The sequence below is a fragment of the Candidatus Thiothrix sulfatifontis genome, from assembly GCA_022828425.1.
Taxonomy (GTDB): Bacteria; Pseudomonadota; Gammaproteobacteria; order Thiotrichales; family Thiotrichaceae; genus Thiothrix; species Thiothrix sulfatifontis.
The window spans coordinates 1,742,745-1,765,091 of record CP094685.1 but is presented as its reverse complement, the minus strand read 5'-3'; the positions used below and the strand labels follow the sequence as shown (position 1 = coordinate 1,765,091).

The following is a 22,347-nucleotide window of genomic DNA, read 5'->3' as shown; positions in this document are numbered from 1 at the left end:
GTTCTCCTACCAGGCGCCGCCGATGGCTTTGTAAAGGCTGATCATTGCCTGAGTGTTTTCTGCTTGTGCGGACAACTGGCTTTCTTGGGCGCTCAAGACGCTGCGTTGCGCGTCCAGCACATTTTGGAAATCGGCAGTGCCTGCGTCATAGCTGAGTTGCGCCAGATGTTCGGCGCTGCGTGCCAATGCGACGTTTTGCGCCAGTAACGGTTGGCGTTCGCGTAGCGATTGCAGGGTGGAAAAGCTGTTTGCCACGTCCTGCAATGCGCTCAGTACGGCTTTTTGGTAGCTGGCAACGGCTTGTTCACGGGCGGCATCTTTGGCTTCGACCTGTTGTTTCAGCCTGCCACCGTCAAATAAAGGTGTGCTGATGGAGGCGGCGAGGGAACGGGCGATACTGCCGGTATCCAGCAAATCCGCCAAACTCAGGCTGCTGAGGCTGAGTGATCCGCCGAGGTTGAAGCTGGGGTAGAGGTTGGCTTTAGCTTCGCCGACCCGCAATCCGGCGGCGGTGATTTTGTATTCGGCAGCGCGGATGTCGGGACGTTGGCGAATGGCATTGGCGGGGATGTTATTCAGCAATTGCCCGCCAGCGGTCGGAATCGGTTTGGCGGCGGCGAGGCGGCTATTGAGTGCGCCCGGTTCTTTGCCGGTGAGGATGGCGAGGGCGTGTTGCGATTGGGTCACGCTGTTTACCAATGCGGGGATTTGTGCTTGAGTTTGCCCCAAACTCAGGTTGGCTTGATCGGCTTCCAAGCCGCTGGCAAGCCCTGCTTGTTGTTTCAGACCAATCAGGCGCACGGTTTCATCGCGCGAGGCGAGGCTTTGGCGCGAAACGGCGAGGCGGGCTTGTGCCAGCCGTAAGTTGACGTAGCTGCTGGCAACTTCGGCGGCGAGCGAGGCTTTGACATCTTCCAAACTGGCTTGGGTGGCTTGCAAGTCGGCGGCAGAGGCTTTATCGGCTAAACGATTGCCGCCGAAAATGTCGGCTTCCCAACTGGCATCGAGGTTTGCGCCGTAGCTATCGCTGCCACCGCTGCGGCGGGCGGATGCACCACTGGAGAGGCTGGGGAGCAAACTTGCTCCGGCAATCGCACGTTGCGCACGGGCAGCTCGCAGGCTGGCTTGCGCGGTTTTGATGTCGGGGCTGGCTTGCAGGGCTTCTTGAATCAGCGCGGTCATGAGCGGGTCGTTGAAGGTTTGCCACCATGCGGCTTGGATGGGTTTGCGTGCCAGCGCATTGCTGGGCTGAATTTGAACGGTACTGGTGGGCGTGGGAGTATCGCGAATGCTGGCGGGCGTACACGCGACAGTTGCCATGCAAACAGCGAGGCTAATCAGCAGGCGTTGCGGAGTCGATGCCATGAACATAATCCTGTGAGTGATTTCCATGACAAGAGTGTGGCGCAGGCTGACGTAAAGGTGGGTAAATCGTATGTAAAGATAGGTAAAGATGCTGTATCAGCGTAATCCGGTGGAGAGATACGCCCTAAAACTCCCCGCATCCGTCCCCGCCGCACTGACCACGTAATCGTAGCCCTCGCCCCCTGCCAACACTTGCCAAGATTGCAAAGTGATGTTTAGCAGGGCGAACAAATGCAGCAAAAAATCGGTTTCCACCTGATTGTTAACATCGCCACGGCCCCCGTAACCGCTCTCAATTTTGATCAAATCACCTTGGATTTCGACAACGTTGTATACCCAAATATTGCGCGGATCGTTGCCCGTCAGATTACCCAAATAGGCATCCGCATTTGCGCTATCCATCAAAGTGTAGGGGGTATCGTTACACAAGCGGTAGCCATCGAGGGTAGTGTTTTCCAACGCCTGCGCCAATGCTGCAATACTGTCAGGGGTAACGTGCGCCAACAGCAACCAATCAGGCCCGTTACCATTCGCGGCGAGTTGCCAGCACCACGGTTTTACCTTCGTCATTCTTGTTCTCCATGTACGTCCATCGCGCAGTCAGTATACACTCTGCGCACTATTGACCCATCAGGAATCGAATCATGTTGTATTGCTACGGTGACTTATGCCCGCTACGCGCCGACTGCTATCGGCATACCCAACCGACACCGGGGCGGGACAGATTCGCCGCCCTGCCCTACGATGCCGTCAGCGGAACGTGCGACTATTTCCACAGCAATGAACCGACCGAAGCCCTGATCCGCGAAACGGCGTATTACTTGTGGCTGCGCGAAGGTTGCCCCGACAATCGCGCCAACGCACATTGGGCGCAAGCGTACCAAAATTTGTGCCTCAGCACTGGTCGTGTAAAGCCGTGTAAAAAATTGTAAAACCCCGCCCCCTCCCCACGCATTCGCCGTATGATTCCAGCCATATCATCACACTGAAACCCACACCATGAGCAAGCTATTACTGGTCGACGACGACATCGAACTTACCACCATGCTGACTGAATACTTGGAACGCGAAGGTTTCGACATCACCGCTGTGCATAACGGTGACGCGGCGGTGCGCGAAGCCCTCAACGGCGATTACGCGCTGGTGGTGTTGGATGTGATGATGCCAGGCATGAGCGGTATCGAAGCCCTCAGCCGCATCCGCACCCACAGCAAAATGCCGGTACTCATGCTCACCGCCCGTGGCGACGACATCGACCGCATTATCGGCTTGGAACTCGGCGCGGACGATTACGTCCCCAAACCGTGTATGCCGCGTGAATTGGTTGCCCGCATCCGCGCCATCCTACGCCGCACCAGCAGCGACACCACCACCACGAATCACGAACCGCTGCAAACCGGCGCACTCACCCTTTACCCCGAAAAACGCCAAACCCTATGGCACGGGCAAGCCTTGGAACTCACCAGCACCGAATTCAACCTGCTGGAAGTGTTCGCACGTCAAGCCGGGCAACCCGTCAGCAAAGCCGACCTTTCCACCCACGGTTTAGGGCGAGCATTGACCCGTTACGACCGCAGCATCGACGTACACATGAGCAGCATCCGCCACAAACTCGGCAACTTGCCGGATGGACGTTCCTGCATCCAAACCGTGCGCGGCATCGGCTACCAATTGATCGGGGAATAAGCATGGGCAGACTGTTTTGGAAAATTCTCCTCACGTTTTGGCTGACGTTGTTAATCACGGGCAGTATCACGGGCATTGCCGTTTGGCTACATCAGAACCAATCCATTTATTCCGCTCCTTCCCCCGTGATCGAAAAAATTCACCGCCCCCCACACCGCTTCCCATTTGGGCTATTGATGACAGGCGTGACTGCCAGCTTTATATCCAGCTTTCTGCTGGCGTGGTATTTTTCGCAACCGATCGGCATCTTGCGTAAAGCCTTTCATGCTGCCGCCAAAGGCGATTTGAGCCAACGCGTCACCTCAACGATGGGTTCGCGGCGTGATGAAATCGCTGATTTGGGGCGGGATTTCGACGACATGGCAACCAAACTGCAAATCCTGATGGCTTCGCAACGCCGTTTGCTGCACGACGTTTCGCACGAATTGCGCTCCCCGTTGGCACGCTTGCAAGCCAGTATCGGTCTGGCGCATCAACAGCCGGAAAAAGTGGCAAGCAGCCTTGCCCGCATTGAACACGAAGCCGGGCGGCTGGATACCTTAGTGGGCGAAGTGCTGACACTTTCGCGCCTCGAATCCGGCGTGCCGCAACCGTTGGATGAATACATCGACATTCTGGAACTTGCCGATGCGGTGATTGATGATGCGCGGTTTGAAGCAAATGCACTGTCACGCCAAGTGTTGTTTCAGTGTGATGTGGAGGGCAATCCGATCATCCAAGGGTACGGTGAATTGCTGTATCGCGCCTTGGAAAACGTGGTGCGTAATGCTATTCACCACACCCCCGAAAACACGGCAGTCACGTTGGCGATTCACCACGATATTACCGCATCGCGTTTGCATCTGACGGTGGATGATCAAGGGTCGGGCGTACCCGAAGCAGAATTGGGGAGCATTTTCGAGCCGTTCCAGCGTAGCAGTAACGCCAGCGCCAGCGCCAGCCGTAACGGTTACGGGCTGGGGTTAGCGATTGCGCGGCGGGCGATTGAGAGTCACGGTGGGACGATCCGTGCTAAAAACCTCGGCAGCGGCGGTTTGCGGGTGGAAATCTATTTACCACTCACGGTTACAATGCAACCAGGCTAGAAGCTTTCAAACTCACATTATCACTGGTGATGCTGGTGCTTTTATCCAAGAAACTGTCCAGCGGGTAGCCGAGTGCAGCGTCATACGCCGTTTTGACAATGGCGTATTTGCTGTTGATGGCGGTTTCGATTTGCGTAAACAACTGTTCAATGGTTTTACCTTTGGCTTTCAAATCACGTGCAGACAACTTTTTATTGCTTGCCAAATTCACGCCTTCAGTCAAGACACCCGCTTTCACCGTCAGCTTTAAACGCAATGCCGCACTTGTGCCAGTTTTCTGCTCCAACACATAGGTATAATTCAAGAGGTTTTGCGCACGCCACAGGTCACGGTTTTTCTTCAAATCACTCAGTAAGACCGCGTAAGGATCAACGGGTGCGGTGAAATTAACGGCTGCTTGCACAGCGGCTGCGGCATCCAACAAACCCGTGCCGCAACTGGCGCAAGGTTGCGGGAAAGCTCGCGCACTCGACTTCAGCAGACTTTCCACTTGATCCGGTGTCAGGGTGGGTTTGGCAGCTAACATCAATGCGACCACGCCGGACACATGCGGCGTTGCCATGCTCGTGCCTTGGTAATATTTGTACGTGTCGGCAAGCGCGGTTTGCGTCCCCGTATTCAGGGTGGAAACGATGCCATCGGCGGCGATACCCGTGTTCATCGAACCGCCCGGTGCGGCTAAATCGACGACCGTACCATAGTTGGAATAATAAGCACGTCCGCCGTTTTTGCCGGTCGCCGCCACGGTCACAACGCCTGCACAGTTGGCGGGTGAAAATTGGCTGGCATCGGTATTGTTATTACCCGCCGCCACCACGACCACGGCATTTTTGCCGCGTGCGGTATTGATGGCATTTTGCATGGTTGAACCGCACGCGGATGCGCCGCCCAAGCTCAAGTTAATAACACGCGCGGGATTCGGGTTCACTGGCACACCTGATACCGTGCCGCCTGCCGCCCAAATAACCCCCGCTGCGATGTCGGAAGTATAGCCACCGCACTTGCCCAATGCGCGTACCGGCAAGGCTTTGGCAGCATAAGCAACTCCAGCAATGCCTTCGGCATTATTACCAGCCGCAGCAATCGTGCCTGCTACGTGCGTGCCGTGCCAACTGCTGTTCATCGCGGTGGTGCTACCGCATTCGCCTGCCAGCACGTAGTCGCCCGCATCCGTCGCGTCACCGTCGCGCCCGTTGCCGTCATTACCGACAGCAGTATCAGCAATCATGTCGTAGCCCGCCAATAAATTAGGCAACAAATCCACATGCGGCAAGACACCCGTATCGACGACAGCCACCACACTCCCCTGACCAGCGGTGTAACCCCATGCTTGCTCGGCGTGAATACCACTGACAGCATCCAACAATGACCATTGATAACTGAGGTAGGGATCATTTGGCGTAACCGGCGCTGGCACTTCCATGCGGTTCATAATGAAGTCTGGCTCGACGTATTCCACTTCTGGTAACTGCTTCAACCAAACAGACAACTTATCCCAATCCGCTTTCTTTTTGCGCTTTTCAAAACGAAAAACATCGGCTTTATCCGCTGTAGTTTTGGCGTAAGTGAATTTTTCGCCCTTCTCAGTACGCAGACGTGACAACGCTTTATCAACAACAACTGAGCTGGCATTATCACGGAAACGAATAATCAACTGATCGGTATCAGGCTGCGCTGGTGCAGGCAACGTAACCGTTTTTTTGGTAGAAGATGGCGTATCTGGCACGTTCGCCGAGACGGTTTGCGCAAAGACAGCAGCAGAAACAGCCAATACGATGGAGCATAGGTGGAGATGCTTGGGGATTAACATCGGTCTTTATCTCATTTTATTGTATGCCCTATTCACTAATTATTATTTTTTATATGTAAGCAATACTGACAGATAACCGATGAAATGCAATCCCCAACTGATAAAAGGTAGTGACAAAGCTGAGAATTCAGGCAAACCGCAGGGTTACACGGAACAATTCACCAATTTCATCAAACGTGATCCGTTCCTGCATTAGCTTCAGCATCATTGGAATTCCCCTGCCCAAACCATCGAAGTAGCGCAGATTATCGAGGAATTTCATCAGGAAAATATTACGCGGGGCAGAGTTGCCATAGCGGATTTTATTCAACGTCAGGGTATTCGCCAACTTGCCGGGGGAGGTAATTTCGATCCGATCACTATAGACATGCACCTGTATTTTGCGCTGGCTGAGGGAATAATCGCGGTGAGCAACGGCATTCACCATCGCCTCACGCAAGACTTTGAGCGGAACCAGCACGGTTTCACTACGGCGTGTGCCTTCAATGGTGGATGGGTTTGGCAAGAAAAGCTGGAGCAAAGCCACCGTTTTGTCGATCAGTTCCGGCAATGTGCCCAGCACTTCCTTTTTGTCCAATAGGTCATCGGTGAGGTCATCGCCTTTAAAGACGGCGAACATGATGGAAGCGTGTGGTAGGCGGCGCTGAGGCTGTTTACCGAACATCAGCAGTCCACCGACGGTTGCCACTTGTTTGCCTTCGAGTTCGGTCAGGATGTCCGCATTCAACAACAGGCTTTGCTGTTCGTCGTTTGGCAAATCAATAAAGGCGGTGTCGTAGTAGGTGCGGTAGTAATGATCAACTAAGCGGAAGTCGATGCCTTCGATACTGGTATCGGCAACGGGTGCTGTATCGAAATGTACCAACCCTGCTTGCTGAAATAAACGGCTCAATTCTTCCTTGGTAGCGGTGCGATTGGTTGAACCGACCCGCAGCCAATACTTGCCATCCAACGTTTGATAGGGCTTATCCTTGCCTTTGGGGATGGTCACAGCACACACGACTTTCCCTTCGATAGCGACGTGCGTAACGTCCACACACAAGGCGGGAATGATGTTGTTACGGCTGATATTGGCAATCCATGTATCAAGATTGTCCGCGTGGATACCTGAAATTGCCTCATCATCCTCAACACCGATCAGTAACGTTCCGCCCAAAGTATTGGCAAACGCCACGATTTCCCGTGCCACAGAATCGGGGCGAACGTCAGCCGACTTGAATTCAAGCTGGGCGTTTTCACCTTGGGCGATCAGTTGTTGGATGGTATTAATCATAATAACAAACATATATTGCATTAAAGGAAAGATTATAGCACATGTATCAATAGGGAACTTCTAAAAACCTGTGGATAACCATGTTAAGTTATTGATTTTTCGTTATCGAATTTGACAATAATGTAGGTTTTTAGAGGTTCCCAATAGCTTAATGAGTCGATTGACTTTTCAGCCAAACCCATTTATCAAAACAGCTTTTGTTTCTTTTTTCATACCATTCGGAACATATAAAATATTCAGCACCATATGCCCTAATAATAGGTTTAGACCAATATCTTGAAGGTTTTTTCTCATCAGCTAATAACTTCTTCTTTAATAAAGGCATTTGGATGCCAAATATTTTTTTAGAATATTCAGCTAATTGCATTAACTCAACCTCTTCTTTTGATATTTCGTTTTCTTCAAACATCTGTATCAGTTTTTCTCGCACACGCTCACCAATTTTTCTTTGATTTTGCAGCATATCGTCACTGTTAGTGTCAATTTTTTTTGGAAGCTGACTAATACTACTTTTTTCTGAAAATATTTGATACATTTGTATGCTACGCATAAATAACTCTGAAGTATCGGCAACAGAGGATGTAACTTCGAGGACAGGCTGAAGTATTTTTGTATTAAAAGAATCATTTGCAATCAACTTAATGTTAAAATTAAGATCATTTTTTCTGAGAATTTTTTCAACCTGAATCAAACAAGAATCAAGACTTTCAATTATAAGTACTCATGCAAAAGTTTTTCGGAAAAAGCAATCTTTATAAATCAATACGTTACGTTTTTTAAGTTCCGGGAAACTTATGCCAGAGTACTTATTATAATTTATTTTAGGAGATGCAAAAATTATATCGCCTTCGGAACAATCAAAATAACCATGAACACACATTGCTGTCCTTAACAGTTTTTTTACTATTTTCATGATAGTTTCATCTTTAGGGCCATAGTTAAGCCCGGACTCATGAAAAGCAACATCTACAGCGTAAATACTCCGAAGTCCCCCTGCATATGAAACACCCATAACATCAATTTCTGCTTGCTTGATTAATTGACTAAGCGAGGTGTTTTTCTTATATATTCCGTAATCATGCTCATGCTTAAAATAATCATCAGACTCACGCATTACTTGTTCGATTACGCTTTTATTCATCAAGTCCCAAGACTCAACTGATGGCTTCCAATTCATTTGCACAAGTTGGCATTTTTTCGTATGCCTGAGCCACGATAAAACTAACGACTCTCCAATTTCTATTTTCATTGGGTGTTACATCCTTATTTCCATCAATGTCCATCCATTCTAGCAAAATATTTCATCGCATCACGGAACATATTCAGGATGAATCCGATGAATAATGCATCATATCGTAGCATTACCCCTGATCGCCTGCTTTCACAGGCCGACTCAATTCCGGTGGCAACTGCACAATCTCACAAGCACCACGATACTGCTCCGGCACATTGTCGGGGCATTCCCCACACAGTTCATTGCCTGGCACAGCGAAATCAAGCTTGCGTGGGTAGGGCAAATTCAGCCCGTTCATGATGACGACAAATGCTTCCTGCGAGGTGTTGTTGCCCACACGCGGGTTGCGACTTTTTTCCTGTCCGATGGTGGTAAGCTGCCTGCCTTCATAGTCATGTGCCGGATAGACCAAGGTTTCATTCGGCAAGGTAAAAAATTTCTCGGTAATGCTTTGGTATAATTTAACCGGATCGCCCGATTGGAAATCCGTGCGCCCGCAGGCTTCAATCAACAGCGCATCGCCGGAAAACAAGACTTTTTGCATCCCGTTATCCAGCAGGTAAGCGTGGTGATGCCCCGTATGCCCCGGTGTAAATAACGGGTGCAATTCAATTTGCCCCACCCGGAACACCTGATTTTCCTCCACCCCCAAGTCTGCGCAAGCCAGTTTATCCATCGCGGGAACCACGATTTTGCTGCCGGTGTAAGCCCGCAATTTACGCGCCCCGGTCAGGTGGTCGGCGTGCATGTGAGTTTCCAGCGTGTAGGTCAGTTTCAAGCCCAATGCCTGCAATACCGCCAGATCGCGCTCAACCGTGTCGATTACCGGGTCAATCAGCACGCACTCGCCCGTGTGTTCACAGGCCAGTAAGTAGGTGTAAGTGCTGGAGTCTTGCTCAAAAAGCTGTCTGAAAATCATTCGGTTTCTCCTATTTTGCGGCGAGGAAATTACTTTGATGATACAACACCCAAGCCCCCATTAAAATGAGAATTGCTTGCATTATCGTGCTCGCCATGGATAATGCGAATCTTTCTTATTCAACCCGAAGGCAGAACCCATGTTTAAGCAAATCGCCCTGTCATTACTGGTTGCCAGCATTGCCGCCCCCGCGCTGGCAGATAGCGAAGTCAATGTCTATTCCGCCCGCAAAGAACAACTGATCAAACCGCTGTTCGACAAATTCACCGCCGCGACGGGCATCAAGGTCAACCTCGTCACGGGCAAAGACGACGCGCTGCTGGAACGCCTCAAACTCGAAGGTGAAAACACCCCCGCCGACCTGCTAATGACTGCCGACGCTGGACGTTTGTACCGCGCGGTACAAATGGAGCTGACCCAACCGGTTGAATCCGCCACACTGAAAAAAGACATTCCTGAAAACCTGCGTGATCCCGCCAACCAGTGGTTTGGATTGACCTCCCGCGCCCGCCCAATCTTTTACGTGAAAGACAAAGTGAAACCGGAAGAGCTTTCCACCTACGAAGACTTGGCTGATTCAAAATGGAAAGGACGTATCTGCGTGCGCTCTTCCGACAATATTTACAACCAGTCAATGCTGGGTTCGATGATCGCGGTGAACGGCGCGGAAAAGGCACAGGCATGGGCTAACGGCTTGGTGAAAAACTTTGCGCGTCCACCCGAAGGCGGCGACCGTGACCAAATCAAAGCGGCTGCGGCTGGGCAATGCGACATTGCCATTTCCAACACCTACTACTACGTGCAAATGCTAACGGGTGAAGAGGCGGAAGACAAAGCCGCTGCGGAAAAAATGGCAATCTTCTGGCCTAACCAATCCGACCGTGGTACGCACATCAATATCAGCGGTGCGGCTGTCACCAAAACCGCCAAAAACAAGGATAACGCCATCAAACTGATGGAGTTCCTGGTCAACGACGAGTCGCAAAAATGGTACGCCGAAGCCAATCAGGAATACCCCGTGAAAGCCGGTATTGCGCCCAGTGCGATGCTCAAAGGTTGGGGCGAATTCAAAGCCGATAGCCTGAACCTATCCGAACTCGGCAAACACAATGCTGAAGCCGTGAAAATCATGGACAAAGCTGGGTGGAAATAAAACCCCTGCTCTGGCGTGCCGTGCTATTGGGCATGGCATTGCTGACTGCTTTGCCGATCCTCGCAGTATTCGGCTACGTGTTCGTGCCTGCGCCCGAAGTTTGGCAGCATTTACGCGAAACGGTGCTCACCGATTATTTGCTGAATACGCTGTGGCTGGTATTGGGCGTGGGGTTTGGCGTATTGCTGCTGGGGCTTCCGGCAGCATGGCTGAACAGCATGTGCGAGTTTCCGGGGCGACGCTTTTTTGAGTGGGCATTGCTGTTGCCGATGGCAATGCCTGCTTACATTATTGCCTACACCTACACGGGAATGCTGGATTTTTCGGGGCCAGTGCAAACCTTGCTGCGCGACCTCACGGGGTGGGGGTATGGCGATTATTACTTCCCGAATGTGCGCTCCCTTGGTGGCGCAATCACCATGCTTTCACTCGTGCTGTTCCCGTATGTGTATTTGTTGGCGCGGGCAGCGTTTTTGGAACAGTCGATTTGTGTGCTGGAAGTGAGCCGCACGTTGGGGTCAAACCAGTGGCAAAGTTTCTTGCGGGTGGCGTTGCCGTTGGCGCGTCCGGCGATTATTACCGGCTTGTCGTTGGCGTTAATGGAAACGTTGGCGGATTTTGGCACGGTGCAATATTTTGGCGTTTCGACCTTTACCACGGGCATTTTCCGTACTTGGTTTGGGCTGGGCGATCATGCAGCGGCTTCGCAATTGGCAGCGTTGCTGATGGGGTTTGTATTCATGCTGATCCTGTTGGAACGTTGGTCGCGGAGTCGGGCGCGGTATCACCATACCTCCAGCAAGTATTCGCGCATTCCTAAATTCCGCTTGCGTGGCTGGACGGCAGTGGCGGCGGTGTTGGCGTGCGCCCTGCCCTTGTTGCTGGGGTTTGTGATTCCGGTGGGGCAATTGCTGCATTGGAGCATTAAAGTTGCCAGCAAGGGGCTGGATAGTGATTTCATCAATCTGGTGTGGCATAGCTTGATGCTGGCAAGTTTGGCGGCAGTATTTGCGCTATTGCTGGCGTTGATTTTGGGCTATGGCAAGCGGCTAAATAATGATCCGTTGGTGAATATTGCTGCGCGGATTGCGGCGATGGGGTATGCGATTCCGGGGACGGTGATTGCGATTGGGGTGCTGATTCCGTTTGCCTGGGTGGATACGCAACTCAACCACCTGAGCAAGCAGTTTTTCGACAGCAATGTGGGCTTGTTGCTGAGTGGCACGCTGTTTACGCTGCTGTTTGCCTACAACGTGCGCTTTTTGGCGGTGTCGCTGCAAACGGTGGAAGCGGGTTTGGGCAAGATTAAACCGACGCTGGATAATGCGGGGCGTTCGTTGGGCTTGAGTCCCTTGGGCGTATTGCAGCGGCTGCATTTGCCGTTGATGAAAGGCTCGTTACTCACCGCGATTTTGCTGGTGTTTGTGGATGTGTTGAAAGAATTACCTGCCACACTGATTTTGCGCCCGTTCAATTTCAATACGCTGGCAGTGCGGGCGTATGAATTGGCTTCGGATGAACGGTTGGCAGATGCGGGTTTACCGTCGCTGATGATTGTGGCAGCGGGGATTATTCCGGTGATTTTATTGAGCCGCTCAATTAGTCGGTCGCGGGCTGGGGAACATTAATGAGCAAGTTAGTCCTGCAAAACATTCACATCGAATACGGCAACAATGCGGTGGTACACGATGTCAATCTGACGGTGGAAGATGGGAAAATCGGTTGTTTGCTAGGGCCAAGCGGCTGCGGTAAGACGACGCTGCTGCGGGCGATTGCTGGTTTCGAGCCTGTCACCCGTGGCACAATTACACTCAAAGATCAGGTGATCAGTGCGCCCAATGTGCATTTGCCACCGGAAAAACGCAATATCGGCATGGTGTTTCAGGATTACGCACTGTTTCCGCACCTGAGCATTGCTGACAATATCACCTTCGGGATTCGCAAACAGTCGGGCAAGGACAAGGTGCGGCGTGTGGCGGAATTGCTGGAATTGGTGAATTTGCCCGGTTACGAAAAGCGTTATCCGCACGAATTGTCAGGCGGGCAACAACAGCGGATTGCACTGGCACGCGCCCTTGCGCCGCAACCGCGTTTGCTGTTGCTGGATGAGCCATTTGGTAGCCAAGACGTGGAATTGCGCGAAATGCTGGCGCGGGAAGTGCGCGATATTCTCAAGCGCGAAGGCATGACCGCGATCCTGGTGACGCACGATCAGCACGAAGCGTTTGCGATGGCGGATGAAATCGGCGTATTGCAAAGCGGACGGTTGCAGCAATGGGACACGGGTTACAATTTGTATCACAAGCCGGTGAATCAGTTTGTGGCTGGGTTTATTGGGCAAGGTGCGCTGATTGCGGGGACAGTGTTGAATCACGACACCGTTTCCACCCTACTGGGCGCAATCAAGGGCGAAGTTCCGCTCGAATGCCAACCCGATTGCCCGGTTGATGTGCTGATTCGCCCCGATGATCTGAAACTGGTTGCGGATGCACCGCGTAAGGCGAAAGTTGTTTCACGGGTTTTTCGCGGGGCAGAATACCTTTATGTGCTGGGTTTAGCCGATAACAGCCAAATTCTTGCGTTAGCACCTAGCCATCAAGAGTATGCGATTGGCGAAACGGTGTGTTTCGAGTTAGATATGCAACACCTCATCATCTTAATGCGGCGTTGATTTAATACACATTATTGCGCGTATTATAACTTACTAAAAGCAGCCGCTATATCAGCCACACTTAAAGCACGCACAGGCGGGATCTCTGGAATAATTTGCGAGACGTGATAGTCATCTGGAATATGCAGCGTTAACGTCCAAGTATTGGCATTAAATGACGCTTTCTCTTTGGATAACTCCACTGCTTTAGGAAAGGTATATAGCGGTGAATAAAAGCAGATTTTATAAAAGCCTGATTGAAGTTTGATTTTGCGCAGGTTGAAAGCAGTTTCTGATGGTTCAGCAACCTGCTTAAAAGAAATTTTTCCGGTTTCACTGGTATCAAACGCCAGCCAGTCGCCCGATGCCCACCCTAATTTTCTGAACAGCCCAGCCCCAAACGACAAACACAGATTATCTCGACCACCCACATGCTCCATATCCAGGATAATATCGAAACTTCCTGAAGCAGGTTTCTTACTCATTCATTGCCTCAACTGACATCATTAAACAGACACTGTATTGCGATTTATTCACGCTTACGATTAGCCGCATTCAGCTTTTGATATTATTGGATGCACTTAACCCAAGTGTCGTCTAGGACAATACGGATTAATAGACGTAGCCGAATCAGCAGGATATTTACAGAGAGTAACAGGCATAACGAGAAAATAAAAGTCTTAACCGAAAATTCATTTAACAAGCCGTTTGCCGCAGTCCTCAGAAATGCCTATGATGTTGGCGATGATTCACTTAATGATTAATAACCATGCTGTACTTGTGTGAGAAACCTAGCCAAGCACGCGATATTGCCCGCGTGTTAGGTGCAAGCGGGCGTGGTGATGGCTGTTTACAAGGCCAAGGAATTGTCGTCACTTGGTGCTTTGGGCATTTGTTGGAGCAAGCCGAACCGGATGCTTATGGCGAGCAATACAAGCGCTGGAATTTTGCCTCACTGCCCATTTTGCCGCAGCAGTGGAAATTGGACGTGAAAAAATCCGGGGCAAAACAATTCAAAGTTATCAAAGCATTACTCGCAAAAACCCAGCACGTCGTCATTGCAACGGATGCGGATCGCGAAGGCGAAATGATTGCGCGGGAAGTGCTCGATATGTGCCGTTATCACGGGCAAATTTCACGCCTGTGGTTATCCGCCTTGGATGATGCCAGCATTCGTAAAGCCTTAGCGCAACTCAAACCCGGTGCCGCAACCGAATCCCTGTATCAGGCAGGCTTGGCGCGTAGCCGTGCCGACTGGTTAGTGGGCATGAATTTGAGCCGTGCTTATACGTTAGCCGCGCAATACAACGGGCAACTGACGGCTAACAGTGGGGCATTGAGTGTCGGGCGCGTCCAAACCCCCACGCTACGGCTGGTGGTGGATCGCGATGAACAAATTAAACATTTCGTGCCGCTGGATTATTGGGATGTGACTGCCGCGTGCTTGCCCGATGCTGCCGAACAAACCTTCAAAGCCAACTGGATTCCACAAAAAGGTCAGCAAGGCATTGACGCGGAAGGCCGTTGCCTAGACAGCCAGTTAGCCGAACACGTCGCGACAAGCTGCAAAGGGCAAGACGCCAAGGTGCTGCGCTGCGATACTGAACGCAAACGCCAGAACGCGCCGTTGCCCTACGAGCTTTCCGGTTTGCAAGTAGAAGCCTCGCGGCGTTGGGGCATGAGCGCCAAACAAGTGCTGGATGTGGCGCAAGCTTTGTACGAAACCCACAAACTCACCACCTACCCGCGTACCGATTGCGGCTATTTACCCGTGTCGCAACACGCGGATGCAGCGGCAGTCTTCCAAGCGCTCACTCAAACAGACCGTAACTTGTCCGCGCTGGTGGCGCAAGCCAACCCTAGTCGCAAAAGCAAAGCATGGGATGACAGCAAAATTACCGCCCACCACGGCATAATTCCCACCGCCGCCAAAGGCAGTATTGAGCGCTTGTCAGAAGCCGAATTTTTTATCTACGACCTGATTCGCAAACGTTATTTGGCGCAATTTTTCCCCGCTTACGAATACGATCAAAGCGTGATCGAACTGGAATGCCAGCAGTACAAATTCCGCGCATCAGGGCGCGTTGATCGGGTCGCAGGCTGGAAAATTGCCTACCAAGAACCCGGTGACACTAGCAGCGTTCCCGCTGACTTAGACGCACAAGCCTTGCCGCAATTGAATGTGGGGGATAGCGTATTGATTCAGGATACCGAATGCCTCAAACGCCAAACCAAACCGCCCGCGCCATATACCGAAGGCACATTGATACAAGCCATGAAAGGTATCGCCAAACACGTTGAAAACCCCAAACTTAAAGCGATTCTCAAAGAAAACGCCGGAATCGGCACCGAAGCCACCCGTGCGGCGATTATCGAAACACTCTTACTCCGCAAATTATTGGAGCGCGAAGGCAAAAAGAAACACCTCCGCGCCACCCCCAAAGGCGTCGCCTTGATCGGTATGTTACCCAATGCGGTGAAAGATCCCGCATTGACGGCGGCGTGGGAACAAGCGCTCGAAGCAGTAGCCAGTGGTGAAATGCTACTGGAACAATTCATGGAAAAGCAGCAAAACTGGCTGCATAAAGTGCTGGCACGCGCCAAAGCCAGCGTGGGCACAATGCCCGAAACACCAACAAAAGTACCCTCACCCCAAATGCCTATTCAAGAAGCCGTTGCCGAGAGCCAACTCTGCCCGGCTTGCGGCAAGAACATGGTCAAGCGTGAGGGTAAATACGGCGTATTTTGGGGATGCGGTGGGTTTCCACTCTGCAAAACCATCGTCAATATTCGCAATAATCACAAAGCGTGACGGCGTTACACCGTGAATGCGGGCGGGCTATGAGCCAGTAAGCGCTTAGGGATAATCACCCCGTTGACGGCTGCGCCTAAACCGATGAATTCGCCGGACTCGCTGTACAAACGCAGCAGTTCGGCATCGGCATCGTCAGTCCGTACTTTTTGCCCCTGACGCAAGCGCACAATCACCGTTTCATCCAGAGTGAGAGCCGCTAGGTGCGGTAACGCGGCATCCAGTGGCAACAACAGCGCATCCAAGGCTTGAGGATCTTGCTCCGCTAGTGCTCGCAGTTTTTCCAACGTGTGCATACCCGATGCGCCAAACGGCTCGACCGATTCACGCCGCAGCATCGAAACATACGCGCCACAACCCAGCTTTTCGCCAATATCTTCCACCAGCGTGCGGATGTACGTGCCTTTGCTGCATACCACATCCAACGTTAGCGTATCGGCGGTGCGTGACAACACTTGCAGGGAATGAATCGTCACCGCACGCGCCGCACGTTCCACTTCCACGCCTTGCCGCGCCAGCTTATAAAGCGGTTGCCCGTCTTTTTTCAACGCGGAATACATCGGGGGAATTTGGCTAATCTCGCCACGGAATTGCGCCAACACCGCTTCCAGCATCGCATCGCTAATCTCAGGAATGGGGCGCGGATTGAGCTTTTCACCTTCCGCATCACCCGTGGTACTCACATACCCCAAGGTTGCGGTGGTCAGATAACGCTTGTCGGAATCGAGCAGAAAGGCAGAAACCTTGGTGGCTTCACCAAAACAGACTGGCAACATGCCAGAAGCCAGCGGATCGAGACTGCCCGTGTGCCCGGCTTTTTCCGCTTGGAAGAGGAAACGCGCATCTTGTAAGGCTTTATTGCTGGATACGCCTAAGCCTTTATCCAACAATAAAATGCCATTCAGTTTGCGAAAACGCCGCTTACTCAAGGAGCAGCCGTGCCGTTATTAGCATCAATCACATCAGCCGCTTCCGCTTCATCTGCATCGTCATCTTCATGCCGATCAGAAGCCACGGCTTTAGCAATCAGTGCTGACAACGCATTACCCTTGGTTTGGGTGTCGTCGTAAAAGAAGTGCAATGCCGGTGTCATGCGCAATTTCAGCAAATGCCCCAGTTCACGCCGCAAGAAACCGGCAGCATGGTTTAAGGCTTCCTGCGCTTCCAACCCTTGATCGGCTTGCAAAGCGTCGAACCAGATTTTGGCGTGAGCAAAGTCTTTGGACACTTCCACATCCAGCAGTGTGATCATCCCGACTCGCGGGTCTTTCACCCGATCGCGAATCAGGATAGCCAAATCGCGGCGGATTTGTTCGCCGACCCGATCCGCACGGGCAAAACCTTGAGGGCGTGAATGATGACTGGGCATAGTTTAAATCTTCCGCGCCACTTCAATGCGTTCGTAACATTCGATGTTATCGCCTTTACGCACATCGTTGTAATCTTTGACCGCGATACCGCACTCCGTCCCCATGTGGACTTCTTTCACGTCATCACGATGACGACGTAAGGATTCCAACTCACCGTTGAAAATCACCACGTTATCACGCAACACGCGAATTGGCAGGCTACGGCGCATGGCACCATCGACCACCAAGCAACCCGCCACTTGACCCAATGCCGAGGAACGGAACACATCGCGCACTTCCGCCAAACCGACAAAGACTTCGCGCACTTCTGGCGACAACAAGCCGCTCATCACCGCTTTAATGTCATCAATGACTTCGTAGATGATGCTGTAATAACGAATCGTGACACCGTTATCCGCTGCGGTTTTACGCGCGGTAGCGTCGGTACGCACATTGAATGCGATCATCGTGGCTTTGGACGCCATCGCTAAGTCAACGTCACTGGCGCTAATGCCGCCAACACCGGATGCCACCACCCGCACTTCGACTTCATCCGTTGAAAGATTAAGCAACTCGGTGCGCAAAGCTTCCACGCTGCCTTGTACGTCAGCCTTGATCAATACGTTCACTTGCGCCCGTTCACTGGCTTTCACTTGCGTGAAGAAGTCTTCCGACTTGCTCACGAATTGTGCTGCAAAACGGGTATCGCGTTGTTTTTCACGGCGCAATTCAGCAATTTCACGCGCTTTGCGTTCGTCGTTCAACACGACGACTTCATCGCCCGCTTCAGGTGCAGCAGAAAGACCGAGTACCGCAACCGGAATGGATGGCCCTGCTTCCTTCACCGGACGACCATTTTCGTCGAACATCGCCCGCACTCTGCCGTATTCCGAGCCGCACAGCAGCAAGTCACCACGACGCAAAGTACCACTACGTACCAAAACCGTAGCAACCGCACCGCGACCTTTTTCGATGCTGGCTTCAATCACGTGACCCGTTGCTGGCGCGTCAGTAGGCGCAGTCAATTCCTGCACCTCAGCCACTAACAGCAAAGTTTCCAGCAAGGCATCAATACCCTGCCCGGTTTTCGCAGAAATCTGTACCACCGGCACATCGCCACCCCACGCTTCGGTATTGACCTCATGCTGGGAAAGTTCGCTCAGTACCCGATCAATGTCCGCGCCTTGCTTGTCGATTTTATTGATTGCCACCACCATCGGTACACCCGCCGCTTTCGCGTGCTTAATGGCTTCTTTGGTTTGTGGCATCACGCCGTCATCGGCAGCAACAATCAGGATAATAATGTCGGTAACTTTGGCACCACGTTCACGCATTTGGGTAAACGCTTGGTGTCCCGGTGTATCGAGGAAAGTGACCGTGCCGTGATCCGTGTCGACGTGGTAAGCACCAATATGCTGGGTAATACCGCCTGCTTCCCCCGCAGCTACCCGTGTTTTACGGATATAATCGAGCAAGGATGTCTTACCGTGGTCAACGTGCCCCATAATCGTCACTACTGGCGGGCGCGGCTTCGCTTCGTAATCGGTAACGTCCTGTCCGATCATCGCCGCTAACAGTGCCGCATCATCCATTTCCTGCATCGGCGTGGCTTTGTGACCCAACTCTTCTGTCACCAGAATCGCGGTCTCCTGATCGATGGCTTGGTTGATGGTCATCATCATGCCCATTTTCATCATCGCTTTGATAATGTCAGTGGCACGGATAGCCAATTTTTGTGCCAAATCAGACACCACGATCGTGGTTGGAATCTCGACTTCTTTGACCACTGGCGCAGTTGGCTTTTCAAAACCGTGTTTGGCATTGTTCTGCTGTTGGCGTGAATCCGGCTTGAAAGCATCGCGCCGCCCGCCACCATTCTTCTTTTTACCGGGGCGACTGCCACCGCCGCCATTACCGCCACCTGTTGAGGGCACGTGCAATTCTTCACGCCCGCCACGCCCAGCCACTTTCGCTTTAGACGACTTTTTGTCAATGCGCTTTTCGTCGGACACGGTTGCGGCTTCGGTGTATTTTTCAGCGACTGTATCCACAACCGCAACTTCAGCAACCACCACATCCGCAACAACCGGCGGTTCCACTTCGGGTGCACTGACCTCAACCACGGCAGGCGGAGCTGGGATTGGCTTAGGTTTCAACTTAGAAGGACGGCGCTTCAAAGCGGTTGCGGCTTCTTCGCGGGCAGCGGCAACCACAACGTCGCGTTGTTCTCTAGCAGTCAAATTTTCAGTTGCTTCGGCACTCGAAGTGCTGGGACTAACCGACACTGGCGCTTCAGGCACAGGTTCCGCCGCCTTAGCAGGCGATGCAACAGCAGGCTTAATCTTTACTTCAGGCGCGACAGCGGCACTCACCGGAGGTGTTGAAACGGTGGGAACGGCTACAGCAGGTATTACCACCGGAGTTGGCTCTGGCGCTTGTACTACTGGCGCAACCGTAACTTCAACAACGGCAACATGTGCAATCTCAGCAACTGACTGCTGTTGCTCGGCACGCTTGCTTTCTACTTGGCGGCGTTCTTGCACCGCAGATTCACGGGCTTGGCGCTCAGCAGATAACTGACGTGCTAATTCTTCCGTTCGACTCGGACGCGCACCAACCGGAGCGGGTGCATTGCTCTGGCTCAACGAGGTTTCACCAGTCACTTGTTGCTCAGTTGGCTTGGCACCGGGTGCAAACGTTTTTTTGTGTCTTACCTCGACATTCACGGTTTTGTTACGTGCGCCACCGGCACCAACACTCATTTCGCTGGTTGAGCGCCGTTTAATGGTAATTTTATTGCCGCCCGTGCTAACTGGGGCGCTGCCTTGGCGAATGTGCGCCAACAATTTGAATTTCTGCGCATCAGTAATCCAAGCATCAGGGCCATCAACATGAATACCTGCGTCCTGTAACTGCTTGAGCAGAACTTCAACGGGAGCATTGATTATCTCGGCAAGTTTTTTGACTGCTATGTCCGACATTTATTTCTTCCTCCCGCAGAATTAAGCTTCTGCTTTATCGTCCGCGAACCACGGTTCACGAGCTTTCATAATCAAACTGGCGGCACGGGCTTCATTAATGTCAGCCAATTCCGTGAGTTCATCCACGGATTGTTCTGCCAAATCTTCCATCGTGCAAATGCCTTGGGTTGCCAACTTGAAGGCTAAGGTATCATCCATGCCTTCCATGTGCAGGAGATCTGCCGCTGGCAAGTGGCTATCCTGAGAAATGGCTTGCGACAGCAGCGCGGTTTGAGCGCGGTCACGCAATTCATTAACAATCGTTTCGTCAAAGCTTTCAATCGCTAAGAACTCTTCAAGCGGCACGTAAGCGACTTCTTCGAGTGTTGAGAAGCCTTCTTCCACCAAAATCACCGCCACTTCCTCATCAACGTCCAGTTTTTCCATGAACAGGTTAATGATGGATTGTTGCTCGGCCTGAGTCTTGGCTTCGGCTTCTTCCACACTCATGACATTCAATGTCCAGCCGGTCAGCTCGCTGGCAAGGCGTACATTTTGCCCACCACGACCGATGGCTTGTGATAGCTTTTCGCCATCGACACCAATGTCCATGCTTTTGCTTTCTTCATCGACCACGATGGAAAGCACTTCAGCCGGAGCCATCGCGTTCATCACATACGTCGCAATGTCTTCGTTCCACAACACAATGTCGACACGCTCTTTGCCACCGAGTTCGTTGGTAACGGTTTGAATACGTGAACCACGCATCCCCACGCAAGCGCCGATCGGGTCAATGTTCGGCAAATTAGCCCGCACCGCAACTTTAGCGCGTGAGCCTGCATCACGAGCGGCACCCATTATATCAATCATTTCCTGACTGACTTCGGGAACTTCGAGTTTCATTAGCTCAATCAGGAAATTCACATCCGAGCGGCTGACAATAATCTGCGGACCGCGCATGTCTTGATGAATTTCTTTCAGATAACCTCTGACCCGTGCCCCAACGTGTAACATTTCGCCGGGAATGGTTTCTTCACGGGGAATGAATGCTTCTGCATTTTCGCCCATGTCCAGCACAATGCCTTTGCGATCAGCACGCTTAACCACACCCATAACCAAATGCCCGACTTTATCGCGGTAAGCGGAAACGACTTTCTCACGCTCGGCTTCACGCACCTTGGCAACGATAACTTGTTTGGCGGTTTGCGCCGCGATACGCCCAAACTCTACTGAAGGAATTGCTTCTTCAAGGTAATCGCCAATAGCAATACTGAAGCCGCGATCTTTGGCATAGCTTTCTAAAATTTGGCGCTCTGGACTTTCAAAATCGGGATCTTCATCGTCCACGACTTTCCAGCGGCGATAGGTTTCATAATCACCCGTTTGGCGATTAACCGATACCCGCGCATCAATGCCCATGCCGTAACGTTTACGGGTAGCCATTGCCAATGCCGTTTCTACTGCTTGGAAAATTAATTCCTTGCTAACATTTTTTTCATTGGAGACTGCATCAACAACGTAGAGAATTTCTTTATTCATGCGTGTTTACCGCCCTTGCGCTGAGGTCGAATATCCAAAACAACTCGCCCACGATCAATAATCTCGTAAGGAATCTCAAAGACTGTGCTGTCCACTTCCATGAAAATATGGGTGTCGTTCGCGTCCTGCAACTTCCCAACGAAGTTGCGGCGTTTCTCCACCGGCAGGCGAGTGCGCACTTTGATTTGCTGACCGACATACAGAGCATAGTGTGCGGGGATGAATAACACCCGATCAATTCCGGGCGAAGACACTTCAAGAATATAAGCAACGGGAATCAAGTCTTCCACATCCAGTGAGGCACTCAACTGGTTGCTGACACGCCCGCAATCTTCTACCGTAATGCCTTGTTCAGCGTCGATGAAGATACGTAGCAACGCACTTTCCGTTTGTGGACGGTACTCATAACCCCATAAATCATAACCGAGGCCGGTGACAGTGGTATGAATCAGTGTGTCTAGTCTTTCTTGCATTACGTCTTGGGTACCTTCTTGGGTAGCACATAATAAAAA

At 51.8% G+C, this 22,347-nt stretch carries 20 protein-coding genes; 7 read left to right on the top strand and 13 right to left on the bottom strand.

What is annotated here, in order from left to right:
- Positions 1-6: 6 nt before the first annotated feature.
- Complete coding sequence (locus L3K52_09135) at positions 7-1,365, bottom strand: efflux transporter outer membrane subunit (protein UOG93867.1); 1,359 nt, start codon at positions 1,363-1,365, stop codon at positions 7-9.
- A gap of 96 nt (positions 1,366-1,461) precedes the next feature.
- On the bottom strand, positions 1,462-1,935 hold the full coding sequence (locus L3K52_09130; GenBank protein ID UOG93866.1) for a hypothetical protein: 474 nt from the start codon (positions 1,933-1,935) through the stop codon (positions 1,462-1,464).
- A 74-nt stretch (positions 1,936-2,009) separates the two neighbouring features.
- Here L3K52_09130 and L3K52_09125 point away from each other — a divergent pair, with 74 nt between their 5' ends.
- From L3K52_09125 to L3K52_09115, 3 genes are all read left to right on the top strand, one after another.
- Positions 2,010-2,297, top strand: a complete 288-nt coding sequence (locus tag L3K52_09125) for a DUF2934 domain-containing protein (GenBank protein UOG93865.1) — start codon at positions 2,010-2,012, stop codon at positions 2,295-2,297.
- A 67-nt stretch (positions 2,298-2,364) separates the two neighbouring features.
- Positions 2,365-3,051 carry a response regulator transcription factor gene (locus L3K52_09120; GenBank protein UOG93864.1) on the top strand — a complete coding sequence of 229 codons (687 nt, stop codon included), beginning with the start codon at positions 2,365-2,367 and terminating at the stop codon, positions 3,049-3,051.
- Between the two features lie 2 nt (positions 3,052-3,053).
- Positions 3,054-4,136 (top strand): ATP-binding protein, encoded by a 1,083-nt coding sequence (locus L3K52_09115; GenBank protein UOG93863.1) that lies wholly within the window; start codon positions 3,054-3,056, stop codon positions 4,134-4,136.
- On the opposite strand, the gene L3K52_09110 is transcribed toward L3K52_09115, so the two are convergent.
- The 5 genes from L3K52_09110 to L3K52_09090 all read right to left on the bottom strand — a co-directional run bounded on the left by L3K52_09110 (position 4,117) and on the right by L3K52_09090 (position 9,372).
- Complete coding sequence (locus L3K52_09110) at positions 4,117-5,946, bottom strand: S8 family serine peptidase (protein UOG93862.1); 1,830 nt, start codon at positions 5,944-5,946, stop codon at positions 4,117-4,119. The two genes, L3K52_09115 and L3K52_09110, sit on opposite strands and share 20 nt — an antisense overlap.
- Positions 5,947-6,073: 127 nt before the next feature.
- On the bottom strand, positions 6,074-7,219 hold the full coding sequence (locus L3K52_09105; protein ID UOG93861.1) for a putative DNA binding domain-containing protein: 1,146 nt from the start codon (positions 7,217-7,219) through the stop codon (positions 6,074-6,076).
- 148 nt (positions 7,220-7,367) lie between these two features.
- Positions 7,368-7,910 carry a hypothetical protein gene (locus tag L3K52_09100; GenBank protein ID UOG93860.1) on the bottom strand — a complete coding sequence of 181 codons (543 nt, stop codon included), beginning with the start codon at positions 7,908-7,910 and terminating at the stop codon, positions 7,368-7,370.
- Positions 7,911-7,940: 30 nt separating this feature from the next.
- The gene (locus L3K52_09095) at positions 7,941-8,468 is read right to left on the bottom strand and encodes a hypothetical protein (GenBank protein UOG93859.1); all 528 of its coding nucleotides are present in this window, start codon (positions 8,466-8,468) and stop codon (positions 7,941-7,943) included.
- 112 nt (positions 8,469-8,580) lie between these two features.
- A complete protein-coding gene (locus L3K52_09090) occupies positions 8,581-9,372 on the bottom strand; it encodes an MBL fold metallo-hydrolase (GenBank protein ID UOG93858.1) in 792 nt (263 codons plus the stop codon).
- Positions 9,373-9,511: 139 nt separating this feature from the next.
- Here L3K52_09090 and L3K52_09085 point away from each other — a divergent pair, with 139 nt between their 5' ends.
- Genes L3K52_09085 through L3K52_09075 form a run of 3 tightly spaced genes read left to right on the top strand, consistent with a single transcriptional unit; the run spans position 9,512 to position 13,196 of the window.
- Positions 9,512-10,525, top strand: coding sequence for a Fe(3+) ABC transporter substrate-binding protein (locus tag L3K52_09085; protein ID UOG93857.1), 1,014 nt, complete (start codon positions 9,512-9,514; stop codon positions 10,523-10,525).
- Between the two features lie 32 nt (positions 10,526-10,557).
- A complete protein-coding gene (locus tag L3K52_09080) occupies positions 10,558-12,153 on the top strand; it encodes an iron ABC transporter permease (protein UOG93987.1) in 1,596 nt (531 codons plus the stop codon).
- Positions 12,153-13,196, top strand: a complete 1,044-nt coding sequence (locus tag L3K52_09075; GenBank protein ID UOG93856.1) for an ABC transporter ATP-binding protein — start codon at positions 12,153-12,155, stop codon at positions 13,194-13,196. The genes L3K52_09080 and L3K52_09075 overlap by 1 nt, the downstream gene beginning before the upstream one ends.
- Before the next feature lie 23 nt (positions 13,197-13,219).
- On the opposite strand, the gene L3K52_09070 is transcribed toward L3K52_09075, so the two are convergent.
- The gene (locus L3K52_09070; protein UOG93855.1) at positions 13,220-13,660 is read right to left on the bottom strand and encodes a hypothetical protein; all 441 of its coding nucleotides are present in this window, start codon (positions 13,658-13,660) and stop codon (positions 13,220-13,222) included.
- Between the two features lie 284 nt (positions 13,661-13,944).
- Between L3K52_09070 and L3K52_09065 the strand changes: the two genes are divergently transcribed.
- Positions 13,945-15,987 (top strand): DNA topoisomerase III, encoded by a 2,043-nt coding sequence (locus L3K52_09065; protein UOG93854.1) that lies wholly within the window; start codon positions 13,945-13,947, stop codon positions 15,985-15,987.
- Between the two features lie 5 nt (positions 15,988-15,992).
- On the opposite strand, the gene truB is transcribed toward L3K52_09065, so the two are convergent.
- Genes truB through L3K52_09040 form a run of 5 tightly spaced genes read right to left on the bottom strand, consistent with a single transcriptional unit; the run spans position 15,993 to position 22,308 of the window.
- Positions 15,993-16,916: a tRNA pseudouridine(55) synthase TruB gene (truB, locus tag L3K52_09060; protein UOG93853.1), complete on the bottom strand. Its 924-nt coding sequence runs from the start codon at positions 16,914-16,916 to the stop codon at positions 15,993-15,995.
- Positions 16,913-17,356 (bottom strand): 30S ribosome-binding factor RbfA, encoded by a 444-nt coding sequence (gene rbfA / locus L3K52_09055; protein UOG93852.1) that lies wholly within the window; start codon positions 17,354-17,356, stop codon positions 16,913-16,915. Before rbfA ends, truB begins: the two co-directional genes overlap by 4 nt.
- Before the next feature lie 3 nt (positions 17,357-17,359).
- The gene (gene infB, locus L3K52_09050; protein ID UOG93851.1) at positions 17,360-20,317 is read right to left on the bottom strand and encodes a translation initiation factor IF-2; all 2,958 of its coding nucleotides are present in this window, start codon (positions 20,315-20,317) and stop codon (positions 17,360-17,362) included.
- A gap of 21 nt (positions 20,318-20,338) precedes the next feature.
- Positions 20,339-21,835, bottom strand: a complete 1,497-nt coding sequence (nusA, locus tag L3K52_09045) for a transcription termination factor NusA (GenBank protein UOG93850.1) — start codon at positions 21,833-21,835, stop codon at positions 20,339-20,341.
- Positions 21,832-22,308 (bottom strand): ribosome maturation factor RimP, encoded by a 477-nt coding sequence (locus L3K52_09040; GenBank protein UOG93849.1) that lies wholly within the window; start codon positions 22,306-22,308, stop codon positions 21,832-21,834. Before L3K52_09040 ends, nusA begins: the two co-directional genes overlap by 4 nt.
- Positions 22,309-22,347: the final 39 nt, after the last annotated feature.